Genomic DNA, 17,535 nt, shown 5'->3' with positions numbered 1-17,535 from the left:
CAGTCGATCATGGTGAACTCAGCATTAACAGTCCTTCGGAACGCTCCAGAGTGGGACGTTCTCAACACTTGGCCCTCGCGGCTCCTCTGTGGCGGTTGCCCCAGATACCGCCATCTTTCCCTCCGTCATAACGTAGCACTGGTCGAAGACGCCCGACGGCGGCTTTGCGTGCGTGGCAAGGATGACCGTTTTTCCTGTCGCCAGATTGCAGAGATCCTCGAAAAACGCGCGCTCTGTCTCCGGATCGAGATTGGACGTCGGTTCGTCCAAAACGAGGATTTGAGCTTTCGAGAGAAGCGCGCGCGCAAGACACAGGCGACGCGCCTGTCCGGCGGACAGTGTCCAGCCCTTTTCGCCGACATAGCCATCCAGCTGGTCTGGCAGCCGCCGGACGACGTCGCCGAGGCGGACCGCGTCGAGCATGTGCCAGAGACGCTCGCTGCTTGCGCCGGGATCGCCCATCAGCAGATTGTCTCGCAGGCTTCCCATGAAGACTTGCGTATCCTGGGTCAGAAGCGCGATGCGCCGATGCAGTTCGTCCTGCCTCAGCCAACGAAGATCGACATCGCCGAGTGTGATCGTGCCAGCCTGCGGATCGAAGAGGCGAAGCAGCAGCGCCATCAACGTCGACTTGCCGGAGCCGCTGGCACCGAGGATCACGACGCGGGACCCTGTGGCGACCTTAAAACTGACATCCACCAGGATCGTCCTGTCGGCATGATGCCCGAAACGCACGCCGTGGAAGGCGATGTCGTTGCCTTCCGGCATTGCCACCGGTCGCCCGGGATCAACCACCGCAGGCGGGCTGTCGGCGACTGCCCGTATCTGTTCGGCCGCAGCAATAGAGGAGCTCAGGCGCGAGACGCTGCGAACGATTGCACCGGTCGCCTCGAAGCTTGCAAGCGTCGCCAGCAGCAGACCGACCAGCAGCGGGCCGCCGATATCGCCACGCTGAAAGCTCTGGATGCCGAACCACAGCACGCCGACCAGCGCCGTGCCGGCCAGAAGCTGGACCATGGCGCTGGCAATGCTTCCCCGTAACGCGAGACGCCGCCGCGCCGATCCCACGGCGTTCGCGGCATCGTCGAACTGCTTCTCTGCCATGGCGATCTGGTCGAAGACGATGAAGTCCGCCAGCCCGTCCATGCTTTGCAGGGCGGCGCTGCGGACTGCAGCCGATGCCGCGATCACGGACCGCCCCTGCGCCAGCGTCGCTCCAACGAGGACGGCGGGCACCGCCAGGGTCGCAGTTGCAAGCGTCACCGCATAGACCACTGCCCCCGCGGGTATGTACCAGCCGAGGATCGCACTCATCGTCGCCCCGAGCACCAGCGCCGTCAGCATCGGGCCAATGGCCACCAGAAACGCCGTGTCGAGCGTATCGATGTCGGCCGTCAGCCGGCTGACGAGGTCGCCGTGGCTGATACCGGTGTCCTTGAGCGGCATACGGGGTATCAGCCGCGAAAACAGCCAACCCCGGAGATCGGCAAGCAGCCACAGCGTTGCATCGTGACCGACGAGCTTTTCTCCATAGCGGGCGCCGATGCGGATCAATGAAAAGCCGCGGATCAGCGACGACGGCCCGAACAGGTTGAAACTCGCAGCTGCGGTCGTCAGGGCAGCCGCAGTCAGGAACCATCCGGAAACGCCAAGCAGTGCCATGCCGGCAACGAGCGTCAGCGCACCAAGGCCGAAGGCGAGGCCGAACCGCAGTGCCCGGGTGCGAAACAGCGGCAGGAAGGACATGAGGGCTATCATGCGGCATTCTCCTCAAACGCGAGCAATACCTTCGGCCTTGGCTTTACGACCGGCACGATATCGCCGCCGGCGACGCGGAATACATGGAAGAAGCGCTCGGCCACGGCGAGCGAATGGGTGGCGACCAGCAGGGTTCGACCGCGTGCAAAGACCTGCAGCGCATCGAGAACGCGGCTCTCGGTTTCGCGGTCGAGATGCGCCGTCGGCTCGTCGAGAACAATCAGGCCGGGGTCGCGCAGGAAAATCCTTGCCAGAGCGATCCGCTGCGCCTCGCCGCCGGACACGCCCCGCCCGCCCGCGCCGATTGCCGTATTGAGCCCGTCGGGCAGGGCGTTGGTGAATCCAAGGACGCCCGCGAGTTCTGCCGCGCGGGAAAGATCGCTTTCGCTTGCCAGTCGCGCGCCGAAACGAATGTTATCGGCGATTGTCCCCGCAAACAGCATAGGCCGCTGGCCAAGGAAGGCCACCGCATTGCGCAGCCCGGCGGGGTCAATAGACTGTAGCTCATGTCCTTCAAGACAGATGCGTCCCTCGAAGGCCCTGAGCCCGACAATGGCTTCCAGTAACGTCGACTTTCCGATGCCGCTCTCGCCGAGGAGCGCCGCATGGCTGCCGGCAGCAAGGGACAGGGTGGCATTTTCAAGCAGCCGCCGCCCGCCGTCCGGGGTGGCAAGCCCGAGATGGGAAGCGGCAACAGCGATCGCCCCTCCCGTCAGCGGCATCGAGGCCGGCCGGCTGGATGTTTCGACGCCGTTTTCCGGGAGATCGCCAAACAGCGCGGCGATCTCGACGATGGCCGCCTTGGCGGATTGCCGGTCGTGATAGTGGGCAGCGAGCAGCCGCAGCGGCTGATAGACCTCGGGCGCCATCAGCAGACAGAACAAACCTGCCTGCAGCGTAAAAGGCGACACCCTGATATGGACGAAGCCGAGATAGCTGAGGCCGACATAGAGGGCGACGCCTGCGACGCCGAGCGCCGCAAAGAATTCCAGCACAGCCGACGAAAGGAACGCGATGCGCAGCACGCGCAAGGTCCGCAGCCGCAGGTCATGGCTAGCATCCAGCACCTTCGTCGTCTCACTCTCGGCCCGGCCGAACAGTTTGAGCGTCACGATACCGCGCAAACGGTCGGCGAAGAAGCCGGACAGGCGGGACATCGCCTGCGCCTGGGCATCGGTGGCTGCCTGCGCGCCCCATCCGACCAGTGCCATGAAGATGGGAATGAGCGGCGCAGTCAGCAGGAACAACAGTGCCACGATCCAGTCGACCGGCATGACGGCCATGGCAAAGACGATGGGCAGCACAGCCGCCTGGATCATCGCCGGGACAAATCGGGCGAAATAGCCATCCAGCGCATCCGTCTGGTCGATGACTGCGGAACTGAGTGCACCCGAGGAGCGCAGCGCCATCCAGTCCGGCCGCTGATCGAAGATGTGGCGATGCAGCAGTCGGCGCAGATACAGCTTGATACGTTCGGCGGCGACGATACCGGCGCTCTCGGCGCCGAGCCCCAGCCCGATCCGCGCGATGAAGATGCCGATGAACAAGCCGACAGCCGGAAGCACCTCCGTGACAGACTGCCGCGACACGATGACCCGACCGAGGATCTCGGAAAGCAGCAGGGCCTGCCCCACCAGCAGCATCCCGGATAACATCGGCAGGGCACAGGCAACCACCATGGCCTTGCCGCCATGCCGCTGAAGCCGGGATAACCACTGTCTTTGATTGATACCGTGTTCTGCCGTCATCGCTGCCCTCAACCGCCGCAGCAGGCTCTCTATCCTGCGAAGGCCATGCCGTTTTCACTGTCACAGTCAGTGCCCGAGCCGCCGGGGGGAGGCATTGACATAAATCAATGCGTGTCCTCGGGGCTGGGCGTAGCAACCTGCAGGCCCGGCATCCGGCCGGCACACTGATAGGAACGCGCGCATGATCGACTTCACCGTTGTGGATTTGGCACGCCTGCAATTTGCGGCGACCGCACTTTACCATTTTCTCTTTGTCCCGCTGACGCTGGGACTGTCCTTCCTCATGGCGATCATGGAAAGCGTCTACGTGATGACCGGCCGTGAAGTCTGGCGGCGCATGACGCTCTTCTGGGGCACCCTGTTCGGCATCAACTTTGCAATGGGCGTCGCGACAGGCATAGTCATGGAGTTCCAGTTCGGCATGAACTGGAGCTATTACAGCCATTATGTCGGCGACGTCTTCGGTGCGCCGCTTGCCATCGAGGGGCTGATGGCCTTCTTCCTGGAGGCAACCTTTATCGGCCTCTTCTTCTTCGGCTGGGACCGTCTGCCGAAGGCCGGCCATCTGGTCGTCACCTGGCTGGTCGCGCTCGGCGCCAATTTCTCGGCCCTGTGGATCCTGATCGCCAACGGCTGGATGCAGAACCCGGTCGGCTCCACCTTCAATCCAGACACGATGCGCATGGAAGTGTCCGATTTCGCCGCCGTGCTGTTCAATCCGGTGGCACAGGCAAAATTCGTTCATACCGTCAGTGCCGGCTATACCACGGGGGCCATGTTCGTCATGGCTGTCAGCGCCTGGTTCATGCTGCGCGGCCGCCACCTCGACCTTGCCAAGCGCTCCATGGCCGTCGCCGCCAGCTTCGGCATCGCCTCGGCCTTATCGGTCGTCGTGCTCGGTGACGAAAGCGGCTATGTCGCCACAGAACACCAGAAGATGAAGATCGCCGCCATCGAGGCGATGTGGCACACCGAGCCTGCACCGGCCGGCCTCACCCTGTTCGCGATACCCGGCAAGGACGGCAACCGCTTCGAGGTCAAGATCCCCTGGGTGCTGGGGCTCATGACGACGCGTAGCCTCAATACCGAAGTCCAGGGCATCCTGCCGCTGGTCGACCATGCCAAAGAGCGTATCCGCAACGGCCTGCTGGCGTCCGCCGATCTCGACGCGATCCGCAAGGATCCGAAGGACCAGGCCGCACGGGCAGCCTTTGCCAAGAACTGGCCGGATCTCGGCTATGCCCTGCTGCTCAAACGCTACCGCGAGGACATCGTCAACGCCACGCCCGATGAGATCGACCAGGCCGCCCGCGATACCATCCCCGACGTCGGCACGCTGTTCTGGACGTTCCGCATCATGGTGGCGCTCGGCCTCTACATGATCGTGTTCTTCGCCACCGCTTTTGTGCTCAGCAGCCTCCACAAGCTTGGAAACAACAGGACGCTGCTCAGGATAGCGCTCTGGAGCATGCCGGTCCCGTGGCTCGCCATCGAATCCGGCTGGCTGGTGGCGGAATATGGCCGTCAGCCCTGGGCTATCGAGGGTGTGCTGCCGACATTCTATGCCGCCTCGGGTCTCAGCGTGATCGACATGCTGATCAGCCTCGGCTTCTTCCTGGTCCTCTATACCGCCCTTCTGGTCGTCATGATCATTCTGATGCTGAAGACCATCAAGGTCGGCCCCGGGGACTACGCCATGCTCGACGGATCCGCCGAACCAATTCAGATGCCTAAAAGCGCGGCCGCCTAACCTCAAGCGCAGAGAGAACGATGATGAACACGATTCCCCTCGACTATGAAATACTGCGAATGATCTGGTGGGCCCTGCTCGGCATCCTGTTGATGGGCTTTGCCATCATGGGCGGCAACGATCTCGGCGTCGGCGCCCTGCTCCCCTTCGTTGCTCGCACGGACGAAGAGCGGCGCGTCGTCATCAACCTTCTCGGCCCGACCTGGGAAGGCAACCAGGTCTGGTTGGTGCTGGGTGGCGGCGCCATCTTCGCCGCCTGGCCGGCCCTCTATGCCGTCTCCTTCTCCGGCTTCTATCTCGCCATGATCGCTATTCTTCTGGCACTCATCCTGCGTCCGGTCGCCTTCAAGTTCCGCGGCAAGATGAAAGATCCGACATGGCGGGCAACCTGGGACTGGGCTCTGTTCATCGGCGGCTTTGTGCCGGCGCTGATCTTCGGCGTGGCCGTAGGCAATGTCCTGCTCGGCGTCCCCTTCGACCTCGACGGAACCCTGCGCGCCAGCTACACCGGCAACTTCTTCGGGCTGCTGCGTCCCTTCGCGCTGCTCGCTGGCCTGCTTAGTGTCTCCATGCTGGTTGCCCATGGCGCAGCGCTCATCACGCTGAGGACAGAGGGCCAGGTTGCAGAGCGGGCGCGCCTCTATGGTCGTGCGGCTGCGCTGGCAAGCATTGTGCTGTTTGCTATGGGCGGTCTCTGGGTTGGCATTGGTATGGATGGCTATGTCGTATCCAGCGTCCAGGATGCGCTTGGCCCTTCCAATCCGCTGTCGAAGACGGTCGTCCTCGTCTCGGGCGGCTGGCTCAGCAACTACGGCACTCATCCCTGGATGATTGCGGCCCCCGCCCTTGGCTTCCTCGGCTCCCTGCTGGCACTCGTCTGCCTTTCCGGTGGAGCCTTGAAAACAGCATTGCTGGGCACGACAATCGCCATCGTCGGCATCATTTCGACGGCCGGCCTGTCGCTTTTTCCCTTCCTGCTGCCAAGCTCCATCCATCCGGCAGCCAGCCTGACGGTCTGGGATGCATCGTCGAGCCACCTGACGCTGTTCATCATGCTGATCGCCACGATTATCTTCCTGCCGATCATTCTCATCTACACGGGCTTCGTCTTCCGCGTCATGCGTGGCACGGTGACGACAGCCTCGCTCGGCCGCAACCCCAACGCCTACTAAGGAGACAACGATATGTGGTATTTCACCTGGATCCTCGGCGTCGGGCTGGCCTGTTCCTTCGCGATCCTCAATGCAATGTGGTTCGAGATGCGCGAGGATCGTCAGCTCGCGCTTGTCCCCGCCAAACCTGACCGGGACCGCGACGGGAAATGAGCAGCGGCGACGATATCGTACGGCGCTATGCAGCCCTTGCCGTGCCGCGCTATACATCCTACCCGACGGCTGCGGAATTTTCAGCGGCCGTCACTCCGGATCACCACGCCCGCTGGCTCGGGCGCGTGGGTGCCGGTCAACGAGTATCCGTCTACCTGCACGTCCCCTATTGCCGCGAGCTTTGTTTCTATTGCGGCTGCCATACCAAGCTTACCCGCCGCGAGGATGTCATCGACGCCTACAGGCGGGCGCTGGAGACGGAAATCGAGACGGTCGCCGGTCATCTCGGCGGCAGATCCAATGTTGTCCGGTTGCACTGGGGCGGCGGCACACCGAGCATTCTCGGTGCATCCGGCATGAAATCCGTGCTGGACGTCCTGCACAGCCACTTCACATTCGAAAAGGCCGGCGAACACGCGATCGAACTCGACCCACGCTATGTCGACCAAGCGCTGGCTGCCGACCTTCGTGCGATGGGCATCAACAGGGCCAGCCTCGGTGTCCAGGACACCGCCCCGCAGGTGCAGGCCGCGATCGGGCGCATCCAGCCGATCGAAACCGTGCAGTCCGCCGTCGCCCATCTGCGGACCGCTGGAATCGACCGACTGAATTTCGACCTTATCTACGGCCTCCCAAAGCAGACGGTATCCTCTTTGACGCAGACCTGTCAGGCAGTCGCCGAACTGCGTCCGGATCGCATCGCATGCTATGGTTACGCCCATATGCCGGACCGCCGGGCCAACCAGCGCCAGATAGACGGCAGCGCCCTCCCCACTTCGGCCGAGCGCATCGAGCAAGCGGCAACCGTCTTCTCGGAACTCCTGCGGCATGGCTATGAGGCAGTCGGGCTCGACCATTTCGCCAGGCCGGATGACAGCCTTGCCATCGCGTCCCACGGGCAGCGGCTGCACCGCAACTTCCAGGGCTATACCGATGACGACTGCCCGATGCTTCTCGGCTTCGGCGCCTCGGCGATATCGAGGCTTCCGGATGGATACGTCCAGAACATGGCGGACAATCCGCGCTATTGTCGAACGGTGGGAGAGAAAAAGCTGGCCAGCATCCGTGGCTGCCTGATGGACACCGATGACCAGGTACGGGCGAAAATCATCGAATCCCTGATGTGCAATTTTCGCGTCGACCTTGGCAAGGTCGCTGGCGGAAAGGATTTCGCGGACGAATTCACCGCACTTCAGCCAATGATCGACGACGGACTGGTCGTTGTGCAGGAGGGTGTTGTGGCAATGACCGCAGCAGGACGCGCTGTCGTTCGTGTCGCGGCAGCGATCTTCGACCGCCACCGATGGGACACGACCGGCCGCTTCAGTCTTGCAGTCTGAGGTCCGGGCACAGCATGCGGGTCTCTCGTCAGAATGGCTGGGCTGACGCTGTCTCTGCGGTCTGAGGGGTTTGGCCGCTCAGGCGGCCCATGCACTGGACGAACTCCGGATAAAGCGTCTGCACGCGCGACATTGGCACGGTCCAGTCCGGCTCATTTCCGGAAAACGTCAGCTGCACGTCGGGCCTGCCCTGAAACGCATCGGTGACCAGCCGCCTGATGGGACCGTCGCTGGTCTTGCCATCCTTGGTCCAGACCTGCAGCGTCCTGGCATCGAAGAAGGCGGCAGGCGCGACGATGCGTCGGGTGCCATCGACAATGGTGACGGTGGTCTTAGTTCCTGCGGGGATGGACCAGCCATCCCTGGAGACGAGCCAGCGCGTCGTATCGCGGCTAGCGCGGAATTCCACGGTCTTGCCGAGGTGACTGTCCCAGAGAAGCCGACAGTAAGGCGCATCCGTTCCGACGTCGAAGCCGACGGACCACTGGTTGAGCTGTGCCGTCCACTGGGTCTCAGCGGCAGCGAGGCCCGGAAACACAAGCGACGCGATCATCACGGCATAACGGTAAAGGCGCATCGACATGTCCGGCTCCAGCGTGGTTTCGGGCAGGCTAGCGCAAAGGGGTCAACGTTTTGTCAATTCGCACCGACAACGTCCGTCCAGCACCCCGCCGGTATCAGTCGAGCAATTCCCGCAGTCGCACCGCAAGTTCGCGTGCCGTGTAGGGCTTCTTCAGCCAGCTGGCGTCGTTCGACATTTCGCCCTCGGCGATTTGCGGCGACGCATAGCCGGAGGTGAACAGGATCCTGACGTCGGGCCGCAGCAGGCGCGCGCGCTCCGCCAGCTTGTCGCCCGTCATGCCACCCGGCATGGCGATATCGGTCAGGATCAGTGCGATCTCGGGCGTCTTTTCGAACAGGGTGAGCGCATCCGGGCCGTTTGCAGCCTCCAGAACCCGGTAACCGGCCTCCTCCAGCCGCGCCACGACGATGCGGCGCACGCGCGGATCGTCTTCGGCGACCAGGATAAGTTCGCTGCCGCGCGGGCCATCGCCGACCTCGGCCGCGACGGCCATCTCGGGAGGCTGAGCATAGCGCAAGACGGGAAGGAATATCCGAACATTGGTGCCGGACCCCTCGATACTTTCAAGCTCGACATGCCCGCCCGACTGCTTGGCGAAACCATAGACCATGCTGAGGCCGAGACCCGTCCCCGCACCCATGGCCTTGGTCGTGAAAAACGGCTCGAATGCATGCTTGCGGATATCTTCTGGCATTCCCTCGCCGGTGTCAGCCACCGAGATCAGCACGTAATCGCCTGTGCGAACATGGGGATAGCGTGTGACGTAGTCTACATCCAGCCGGACGCGACTGATCTCGATCGTCAGCCGCCCGCCTTCGCTCATTGCATCCCGGGCGTTCAATGTCAGGTTCAAAAGCGCATTCTGCAGCTGCGATGTATCGACCCGCGCCAGATTGGAAGACCCGGAGACGACGGTGCGCAGTTCGACGGTTTCGCCGAGCGTCCTTCGCAAGAGGTCGGAAAAGCTGCCGACCAGCTTGCCGATGTCGGCGGGCTTTGGATGCAACGGCTGCCTTCGACCGAAGGCAAGCAGTTGCGCCGTGAGCTTCGCGCCGTCCTCGGCTGCATACTGCGCCTCGCGCAACAGCGACAGCTGCCCCTCGTCGTGCAGCTTGGCTTCCAGCATTTCGAGATTGCCGCTGATCACAGTCAGCAGATTGTTGAAATCGTGGGCAAGGCCGCCTGTCAGCTGCCCGACGGCTTCCATCTTCTGCGCCTGGCGCAATTCTTCCTCAATCCGGTGCCGGCTGGTCAGGTCGCGGATGAACCCGGTAAAAATCCGCTCGCCGTTCGAAATGGCCTCGCCAACGGAGAGCTCCATCGGAAACAGCGTTCCGTCCTTGCGCTGGCCGGTGACGACGCGCCCGTAGCCGATGATGCGCCGCTCGCCGGTGGTCATATAGTGAGACAGATATCCGTCATGGGCGTTGCGATCGGGCTGCGGCATGAGGTCGCGAACGTTCCGCCCGCAGATCTCTGCTGCTCCATAGCCGAAAAGGCGCTCGGCAGCGGCGCTGAAAGATGTGATCTTCCCGACGTCGTCGATGACCACCATGGCCTCCGGCACCGTCTCCAGAATGGAGCTGAGATGGACCTCCCGGCTTGCAAGCTCGCCCTGCGCATGGCGCAGGGCCGTAACGTCGTTGTTAGTCTGGAAAATGACGCGCGTGCCGTCGCCCTCCCGCACGGCGATCACGCAGCGACTTGCGACATGAAGCACCTGTCCGTCCTTGCGCCTCTGCCTGACTTCGCCGGTCCACACGCCGTTGGCGAGCAGGTCACGTTGCACCTCGTCGGCCGGGACTGCGAATTCCGTCGCCAGCAGTTCATGGACAAGCCGGCCGAGCGCCTCCTCGCGCTTCCAGCCGTATAGCTCCTCGCATCCGCCGGTCCAGCGGGTAACGACCCCATCCAGTCCGTGGACGATGATGGTCGCGCCGTCGAGGATGCGCTCGATCTCGCCTTTTCCCAGATCGTCGGAACCGCGATGTGCCGTGAAACTGTCTATCATGCCTCTATCCCGACGGTCAGCAATTGGCCAACTGGCGTCTCTTGTCATCCGGTGTGTTGTTATTGTCTGCATCGCAATCTCCCGCAAGCAAGGAAAGCCTGTTCAACCTCACTTCAATGCTGTGCCTGCCAACCGGACTGATGACGCCTGCTATCGTCAGTCTGGTGATGTTGCGCGAAACGGTCTCGATCGTCAGGCCCAGGAAGTCGGCTATGTCCTGGCGGCTCATGGGCAGGTCGACTGTCATTCTGGACTCTGCAGCGCGCTCGTGCCGGCGGGCCAGCATCAGGAAAAAGCTGCAAAGGCGCTCCTCGGCGGATTTCCGACCGAGCAGAACCATGTGATCCTGCGCTGCCGCCATTTCTTCGCACAACTTCGCAAACAGCTTCGGCTGCAGTCCGGCGTCCTCGTTGATTGCCTGCTGGAAATGGAGCCGCGAGCAGCGGCGTACCCTCGCCGATGTCACGGCCTCTGCCGTATACAGATAGAGATTGCGAAACGAGAGGCCGATGATGTCGCCGGGGAAGAGAAAGCCGGTAATGATGCGACGGCCATCGGCAATGATCTTGCAGACCCGAAACAGACCCTCGGTCACCTCGAAAATGTGGCTTGCCTTGTCACCCTCCCAGAACAGGGCATCGCCGGCATCGAGCATTTCCTGGGGCCGCCACTGGAAGGCGCAGGAGAGTGTCGAGGGGCCGCCCGGCGTCATTCGGACTACGTTGGTCGAAAGATGATGAGCACTTTCCGAAAACATGGGTCAAACCTCTGTTCATTTCACCAGAGCAATTGACCCGTCGCCCGTTACGTAGGAACGATGCCGCTGTGATAAACAGTGCCAAATTGTAACGGACTGTAACAGCCGCCCCGCGTTTACGATCGGCGACGCCATGCCTGATGATTTGATTTCGAAAATTCATATCCTTGTCGTCGATGACGACCCGCGAATTTGCCAGATGCTGCAGCGGTATTTCGAGGAAGAAGGCTACGGGGTCACCGTTGCCCATGACGGCAAATCGATGAAGCGGGCCATGACGACGATGGCATTCGACGCCATACTTCTCGACCTCGTGCTGCCCGGCGACGATGGACTGACGCTGGCGCGGGATATCCGGGCCGGCTCCGACATTCCGATCATCATGCTGACCGGCCGGGACGATGTCATCGACCGGATCGTCGGACTGGAGATCGGTGCCGACGATTACATCGCAAAACCCTTTCACCTGCGGGAAGTCCTTGCCCGCGTCCGGACGATCCTGCGCCGCCGTCGTCCAATGCCGGCAGCCCCGGTAGAGGTGAGGGAGCTGATCCGTTTCGACGGCTTTACACTGGACATCGACCGGCGCGTCCTGTCCTCGAGCGACCATGCTAACATCGAGTTGACGACGGGTGAGTTCGACATGCTCGCGGTTCTGGCGAGAAGCCCCCGACGGGTCCTGACGCGACAGGCCCTCATGGACATGACCCGGGGCCGCAATCTCGAAGCCTTCGACCGGACGATCGACGCCCAAATCGCCCGTCTGCGCAAGAAGATCGAGCGCGATCCGAAAAAGCCGGAAATTATCAAGTCGGTGCGGGGCATCGGCTACGTGTTCAGCGGCCGCGACGACAGCAGCGAATGAGGGCGACGGTCATTCGCTGCCATTATCTTGATGATTGCTAGTCCGACCAGACCCAATCCTTGATCTCGGGCAGGTCGTCGAAGTGCGCGCGGATATAGCGATCGTGCTCTTTTAGCATCTCGGTGCAGAGGGTCGCAATTTCTCCATGCTCGATCAGCGCGCCCGGCACATAGCGCAGGACATCCAGGCAGAGATGCAGCCTGCTGATCCTGTTCAGAACCACCATGTCGAATGGCGTCGTCGTCGTTCCCTCCTCGAGATAACCGCGAACGTGGAAGCGATCATGGGCGTCACGTCCATGCAGCAGATCGTGGATGACGCCGGGGTAGCCGTGGAAGGTGAAAATGACCGGCGCCGTCTGCGTGAAGATGTCGGTGAAATCGGCATCCGTCATGCCATGGGGATGGCGGTCAGCCGGTGACAGCCGCATCAGGTCGACCACGTTGACAACACGCACCTTGAGGCCGGGCGCGTGCTTCCGGAGCATCCAGGCAGCGGCTATCGTCTCCTGCGTCGGGATGTCGCCGGCGCAGGCCAGCACGACATCCGGTTCGTCCGGCTGGTTGCTGTACATGTCCCAGACGCTGGCGCCCTTGGCACAATGGACCTTGGCTTCGTCTATCGTCAGCCATTGCAACTGCGGCTGCTTGTCGATGACGATCAGGTTCAGGTAGTTGACGCTTCTGAGGCAATGATCGGCAACCGACAGCAGGCAATTGGCATCGGCCGGCAGATAGACGCGCGCTACGGTCGGCTTGCGGTGGATGACGGTATCGATGAAGCCGGGCCCCTGATGGCTGAAACCGTTATGATCGTTGCGCCAGCAGGTGGAGGTCAGCAAGTAATTGAGCGACGGAACGTCGGCGCGCCATGGCACCCGCTTTGCGTGTTCGAGCCACTTGCCGTGCTGCATCGACATGGAATCGACGATCATGGCGAAGGCCTCGTAAGTCGCAAACAGGCCGTGACGGCCGGTCAGCGTGTAGCCCTCCAGCCAGCCGTGGCAGCAGTGCTCGCTGAGTACTTCCATCACCCGCCCATCATGCGACACGTGATCGTCACCGGGCAGGATCTCGCTGACCAGGCATCGGTCGGAAACGTCGAAGATGGCGCCGAGCCGGTTCGAATTGGTCTCATCGGGGCAGAACAGCCGGAAATTATGCGGGTTGTCCTCGTAGATATCGCGCAGATAGTTGCCGAGAACGCTGGTAGAGCCGATGCGTTGGCGGGCACGCTCCTCGAACTTGAACTGATAGTTCTCGAAATCCCGTAGTTTCAACGGCACCGTCAGCAGGCCGCCATTGGCGTTGGGGTTGGAGCCCATGCGGCGATTGCCGGCAGGTGCGAGATGGGCAAATTCCGCGCGGAAGCATCCCGCGTCATCGAAAAGCTCCTCCGGCTTGTAGCTGCGAAGCCAATCATCGAGGATTTGAAGATGCTCCGGCTTGGTCAGGACGTCCGAAACGGGCACCTGATGGGCGCGGAACGTGCCTTCGATCTGCAGGCCGTCGACAACTTTCGGTCCCGTCCAGCCTTTTGGCGTCCGCAAGACGATCACCGGCCATTGCGGTCGCCCATGCGAGGCACCGCTGCGTGCCTTCGACTGGATCTCGCGGATCTCCAGCACTGCAGTTTCGAGCACCGACGCAAATGCCTGGTGGACTTTTTCGGGCACATCGCCCTCGACGAAATAGGGCTTGTAACCCTGGCCCTCGAAGAATTTGGTCAGGTCCTCGTCGCTGTGCCTGGCCCAGACCGTCGGGCCGGAAATCTTGTAGCCGTTGAGATGCAGGATCGGCAGCACCGCGCCGTCACGGGTGGGATTGATGAAATCGATGCTCTTCCAGCTGCCCGCAAGCGGCCCGGTCTCGGCTTCGCCATCGCCGACGACGGCGGCGACCAGCAGGTCCGGATTGTCCATGACGGCGCCAAAAGCGTGCACCAGCACATAGCCGAGTTCACCGCCCTCGTGGATCGAGCCGGGCGTCGGGACGCTGACATGGCTCGGAACGCCCCCGGGCGTCGAGAACTGCCGGAAGAGCCGCAGCATGCCTGCTTCGTCGCGGGTAATGTCAGGATAGAACTCCGTATAGCTGCCTTCCAGCCAGACGTTGGCGATCAAGGCAGGGCCCCCATGGCCGGGGCCTGCCATATAGATCGTGTCCAGATCGTATTTCTTGATCAGCCGATTGAGGTGGACATAGATCAGGTTGAGGCCGGGCGACGTTCCCCAGTGGCCGAGCAGCCGCGGCTTGATATGGTCTACGGTCAGCTCTTCGCGCAGCAGGGGATTTGCGGACAGGTAGATCTGACCGATGTTGAGGTAGTTCGCCGCCCGCCACCAGGCATCCATGCAGTGAAGTTCTTCGGCACTGAGCGGCATTGCTACCGACTTTGTGTTCCCGTCCATCGTGATCCCTCATGTCGATTGTACACATGGCCTGATAATGTCGACCGAAGCGGTGCAACTGCCGGGCCCACACGGCTAGGCTTCGTCCGCGATACTAACGCAACCGGACGTCAATAATCTGACATGGATCAAATTCGGCCGATAATCGACAGGGCTTCGTCGGCGATCACCTGCTCCTCGTTGGTGGCGACGACATGGATTGCGATCCGGCTTTCGGCTTTGCTTATGACGAAGACGTTCTCGGCATTGGCCGACGCATCGATCTGCGCTCCGAGCCAGGCAAGACGCGTGACGATTTTTCCCCGGATGGCCGCTTGATGCTCGCCGATGCCGGCCGTGAACACCAGCGTATCGACACCGCCGAGCGTCGAGGCCATCCTGCCGATCTCGCCGGCGATCCTCAGCGCAAAGAGATCGATGGCCTCGGCTGCCTGCGGCCGGTCGTCCGCCAGCAGCGCCCGCGTATCGGCACTGGTGCCAGACACACCGAGCAGGCCGGATCGATGATAAAGCAGATCCTCAACCTCGGCATAGGCCATCTTCTTCTGGCCGATCAGATGCAGCAGGACACCAGCGTCCAGCCATCCGGGCCGGGTTGCCATGGGAATGCCGTCGAGGGTGGAAAAGCCCATGCTGCAATCTCGGCTGACCCCATCTTCCAGCGCGCAGAGGCTCGCGCCACTGCCGAGATGGGCGATCACGGTTTTGCCGACCGACTTTTCGGCCCGACGGGAAAGTTCCGCGGCCACGAATTTGTAGGAGAGACCGTGGAACCCGTAACGCTTGATGCCCTCGTCATGCAGCGCGCGCGGAATGGCGAGGCGTCGCACAAGCTCGTCCTGCGTCCCGTGGAAGGCCGTGTCGAACGAGGCCGATTGCGCCAGGTCCGGGCGCAGATGCCGGACAGCGCGGATGAAGCGCAGTGCCTCCGGCTGGTGCAGCGGTGCCAGCGGGGTCAATGCCTCGATGGCATCGATGACGCTGTCGTCGAGCTTGACGGCTTCGAGGAACCTGTCTCCGCCATGCACGACGCGGTGGCCGGCGGCAACCATGGCATCCATCTCGAAATGGCCGGCCAGGATTTTAAAAGCTTCGTCGATGACTTCGTGCAGATCGGCCGTCACCGTGCTTTCCATTTCGGCCTCGAAGGGCTCGGGACCCTGGCTGACCTGGAACACCAGCGGTTTTGCCCTGAGGTCGATGACGGCCTTGCCGATCATCCTGGCGGTTGCGTCTTCGATCTCGAAAATGCCGATCTTGACGGACGACGAGCCCGCGTTGAACGTGAGGAGAATACTGGGTGACGCCATGTTCGACATGCTCCATTGTCGACCCAAGGCCGATGCTGTCGTGACGGTAGCAGATGAAAGGCCTGCGCGGTGAGAGATCGCGCATATCGGTATATCGGAAAATTGCGCGCCTTGCCCTGTGCGAGACACCCGACGTCGCAGGCCGGTGACCCGTGGAGCGCTGTTCGATGGAATAATGTCCACGCGACCTCGAACATTGGCAACCCAACGGACGAAAATCGCGCTACGATCACTTGCCTGCATCGAGAGGAGTCGATCAGGCAAACAATGGAGGAGATCATCATGAGCAAGAACAGAGGCGTGGTCTATCTGAACCCCGGCAAGGTCGAGGTCCGGGATATCGACGATCCCAAACTCGAGGCCCCGAACGGTCGGCGGATCGAGCACGGCGTCATCCTGAAAGTCATCTCGACCAATATCTGCGGCTCCGACCAGCATATGGTACGCGGTCGCACGACCGCCCTGCCTGGCCTGGTTCTCGGCCATGAAATCACCGGCGAGATCATCGAGAAGGGCATCGATGTCGAAATGCTCGAGATCGGCGACATCGTCTCGGTACCGTTCAATGTCGCCTGCGGTCGCTGCCGGTGCTGCAAGGCCCAGGACACCGGCGTCTGCCTGACCGTCAATCCGGCGCGCGCCGGCGGCGCTTACGGCTATGTCGACATGGGCGGCTGGATCGGCGGGCAGGCCCGTTACGTGACGATCCCCTATGCCGACTTCAACCTTCTGAAATTTCCGGACCGTGACAAGGCCATGGCCAAGATCCGCGATCTCACCATGTTATCCGACATTCTGCCGACCGGATTTCACGGTGCCGTCAAGGCGGGCGTCGGGGTCGGCTCGACCGTCTATGTCGCCGGCGCCGGACCGGTTGGCCTCGCAGCCGCAGCCTCTGCGCGTATTCTCGGCGCCGCCGTCGTGATGATCGGCGATTTCAACAAGGAGAGGCTGGCGCATGCCGCCAAGGTCGGCTTCGAGCCGATCGATCTGTCGGCCAGCGACAGGCTGGGCGACATGATCGCCGAGGTGACCGGCAGCAACGAGGTCGACAGCGCGATCGACGCCGTCGGTTTCGAAGCGCGCGGGCATGCCGGCGGCGAACAGCCGGCCATCGTCCTTAACCAGATGATGGAAATCACCCGCGCTGCAGGCTCCATCGGCATCCCCGGGCTTTACGTCACGGAAGACCCCGGCGCCGTCGATAGCGCCGCCAAGCTCGGCAACCTGTCGATGCGGTTCGGACTGGGCTGGGCGAAGGCGCAGTCCTTCCACACAGGCCAGACACCCGTCATCAAGTATAACAGGCAGCTGATGCAGGCGATCCTGCACGACCGACTGCCCATCGCCGATATCGTCAACGCAAAGATCATTTCGCTGGAAGAAGCAGCGCAGGGCTACGAGAGTTTCGATCAGGGGGCGGCACAGAAATTCGTGCTCGATCCCCACGGCATGCTTGCCGCCTGATCGGCATGTGAGGGACATGCGGGCAAAAATCGCGCGCATGTCCCGTTTGTCGGGCGAACTGTTTATCCTTTGCACCCGCCATGGGGGAATGTGGCTTCGCACCCACCTTACTGCCGCGAAATTGAAGCGCTGCACGCGACAGGGTCTAGCATCGGGGTCGGAAGGCGCCTAATAATCTGGCCGCCGATCGGGTCATCCTGCCGGTCTAATG

Annotated in this window: 13 protein-coding genes; 6 read left to right on the top strand and 7 right to left on the bottom strand. The window is 62.2% G+C overall.

The genetic code is table 11. From position 1 onward, the window contains the following. Nucleotides 1-24: 24 nt before the first annotated feature. Both cydC and cydD read right to left on the bottom strand, forming a co-directional pair. Nucleotides 25-1,758: a thiol reductant ABC exporter subunit CydC gene (cydC, locus tag PR018_RS18800; RefSeq protein WP_142830958.1), complete on the bottom strand. Its 1,734-nt coding sequence runs from the start codon at nucleotides 1,756-1,758 to the stop codon at nucleotides 25-27. Beyond that, a complete protein-coding gene (gene cydD, locus PR018_RS18795; protein WP_142830957.1) occupies nucleotides 1,755-3,506 on the bottom strand; it encodes a thiol reductant ABC exporter subunit CydD in 1,752 nt (583 codons plus the stop codon). Before cydD ends, cydC begins: the two co-directional genes overlap by 4 nt. 181 nt (nucleotides 3,507-3,687) lie before the next feature. Between cydD and PR018_RS18790 the strand changes: the two genes are divergently transcribed. From PR018_RS18790 to hemN, 4 genes are read left to right on the top strand one after another with little or no spacing between them, the layout of a single operon-like run. Continuing rightward, nucleotides 3,688-5,256, top strand: a complete 1,569-nt coding sequence (locus PR018_RS18790) for a cytochrome ubiquinol oxidase subunit I (protein WP_142830956.1) — start codon at nucleotides 3,688-3,690, stop codon at nucleotides 5,254-5,256. A 23-nt stretch (nucleotides 5,257-5,279) separates the two neighbouring features. Continuing rightward, entirely contained in the window at nucleotides 5,280-6,428 is a 1,149-nt protein-coding gene (cydB, locus tag PR018_RS18785) for a cytochrome d ubiquinol oxidase subunit II (protein ID WP_142830955.1), read from the top strand. Between the two features lie 12 nt (nucleotides 6,429-6,440). After that, a complete protein-coding gene (cydX, locus tag PR018_RS18780) occupies nucleotides 6,441-6,581 on the top strand; it encodes a cytochrome bd-I oxidase subunit CydX (RefSeq protein WP_142830954.1) in 141 nt (46 codons plus the stop codon). After that, on the top strand, nucleotides 6,578-7,921 hold the full coding sequence (hemN, locus tag PR018_RS18775; protein ID WP_142830953.1) for an oxygen-independent coproporphyrinogen III oxidase: 1,344 nt from the start codon (nucleotides 6,578-6,580) through the stop codon (nucleotides 7,919-7,921). Before cydX ends, hemN begins: the two co-directional genes overlap by 4 nt. Nucleotides 7,922-7,949: 28 nt before the next feature. On the opposite strand, the gene PR018_RS18770 is transcribed toward hemN, so the two are convergent. From PR018_RS18770 to PR018_RS18760, 3 genes are all read right to left on the bottom strand, one after another. Then, nucleotides 7,950-8,504, bottom strand: coding sequence for a hypothetical protein (locus tag PR018_RS18770; protein ID WP_142830952.1), 555 nt, complete (start codon nucleotides 8,502-8,504; stop codon nucleotides 7,950-7,952). Between the two features lie 94 nt (nucleotides 8,505-8,598). Then, nucleotides 8,599-10,515 (bottom strand): hybrid sensor histidine kinase/response regulator, encoded by a 1,917-nt coding sequence (locus PR018_RS18765; protein ID WP_142830951.1) that lies wholly within the window; start codon nucleotides 10,513-10,515, stop codon nucleotides 8,599-8,601. A 16-nt stretch (nucleotides 10,516-10,531) separates the two neighbouring features. Next, a complete protein-coding gene (locus PR018_RS18760) occupies nucleotides 10,532-11,272 on the bottom strand; it encodes a helix-turn-helix domain-containing protein (RefSeq protein WP_224128394.1) in 741 nt (246 codons plus the stop codon). A 133-nt stretch (nucleotides 11,273-11,405) separates the two neighbouring features. On the opposite strand from PR018_RS18760, the gene PR018_RS18755 reads away from it, so the two are divergent. After that, complete coding sequence (locus tag PR018_RS18755) at nucleotides 11,406-12,137, top strand: response regulator (protein WP_142830950.1); 732 nt, start codon at nucleotides 11,406-11,408, stop codon at nucleotides 12,135-12,137. Between the two features lie 37 nt (nucleotides 12,138-12,174). On the opposite strand, the gene PR018_RS18750 is transcribed toward PR018_RS18755, so the two are convergent. Continuing rightward, entirely contained in the window at nucleotides 12,175-14,547 is a 2,373-nt protein-coding gene (locus PR018_RS18750) for a phosphoketolase family protein (RefSeq protein WP_142830949.1), read from the bottom strand. Between the two features lie 128 nt (nucleotides 14,548-14,675). After that, the gene (locus PR018_RS18745; RefSeq protein WP_142830948.1) at nucleotides 14,676-15,857 is read right to left on the bottom strand and encodes an acetate/propionate family kinase; all 1,182 of its coding nucleotides are present in this window, start codon (nucleotides 15,855-15,857) and stop codon (nucleotides 14,676-14,678) included. Between the two features lie 282 nt (nucleotides 15,858-16,139). On the opposite strand from PR018_RS18745, the gene fdhA reads away from it, so the two are divergent. After that, nucleotides 16,140-17,324 (top strand): formaldehyde dehydrogenase, glutathione-independent, encoded by a 1,185-nt coding sequence (fdhA, locus tag PR018_RS18740; protein WP_142830947.1) that lies wholly within the window; start codon nucleotides 16,140-16,142, stop codon nucleotides 17,322-17,324. The last annotated feature ends 211 nt before the right edge of the window (nucleotides 17,325-17,535 follow it).

The sequence above is a fragment of the Rhizobium rhododendri genome, from assembly GCF_007000325.2.
GTDB lineage: Bacteria > Pseudomonadota > Alphaproteobacteria > Rhizobiales > Rhizobiaceae > Rhizobium > Rhizobium rhododendri.
The sequence above is the reverse complement of the archived record's forward strand: the minus strand, read 5'-3'. Positions and strand labels throughout refer to the sequence as shown.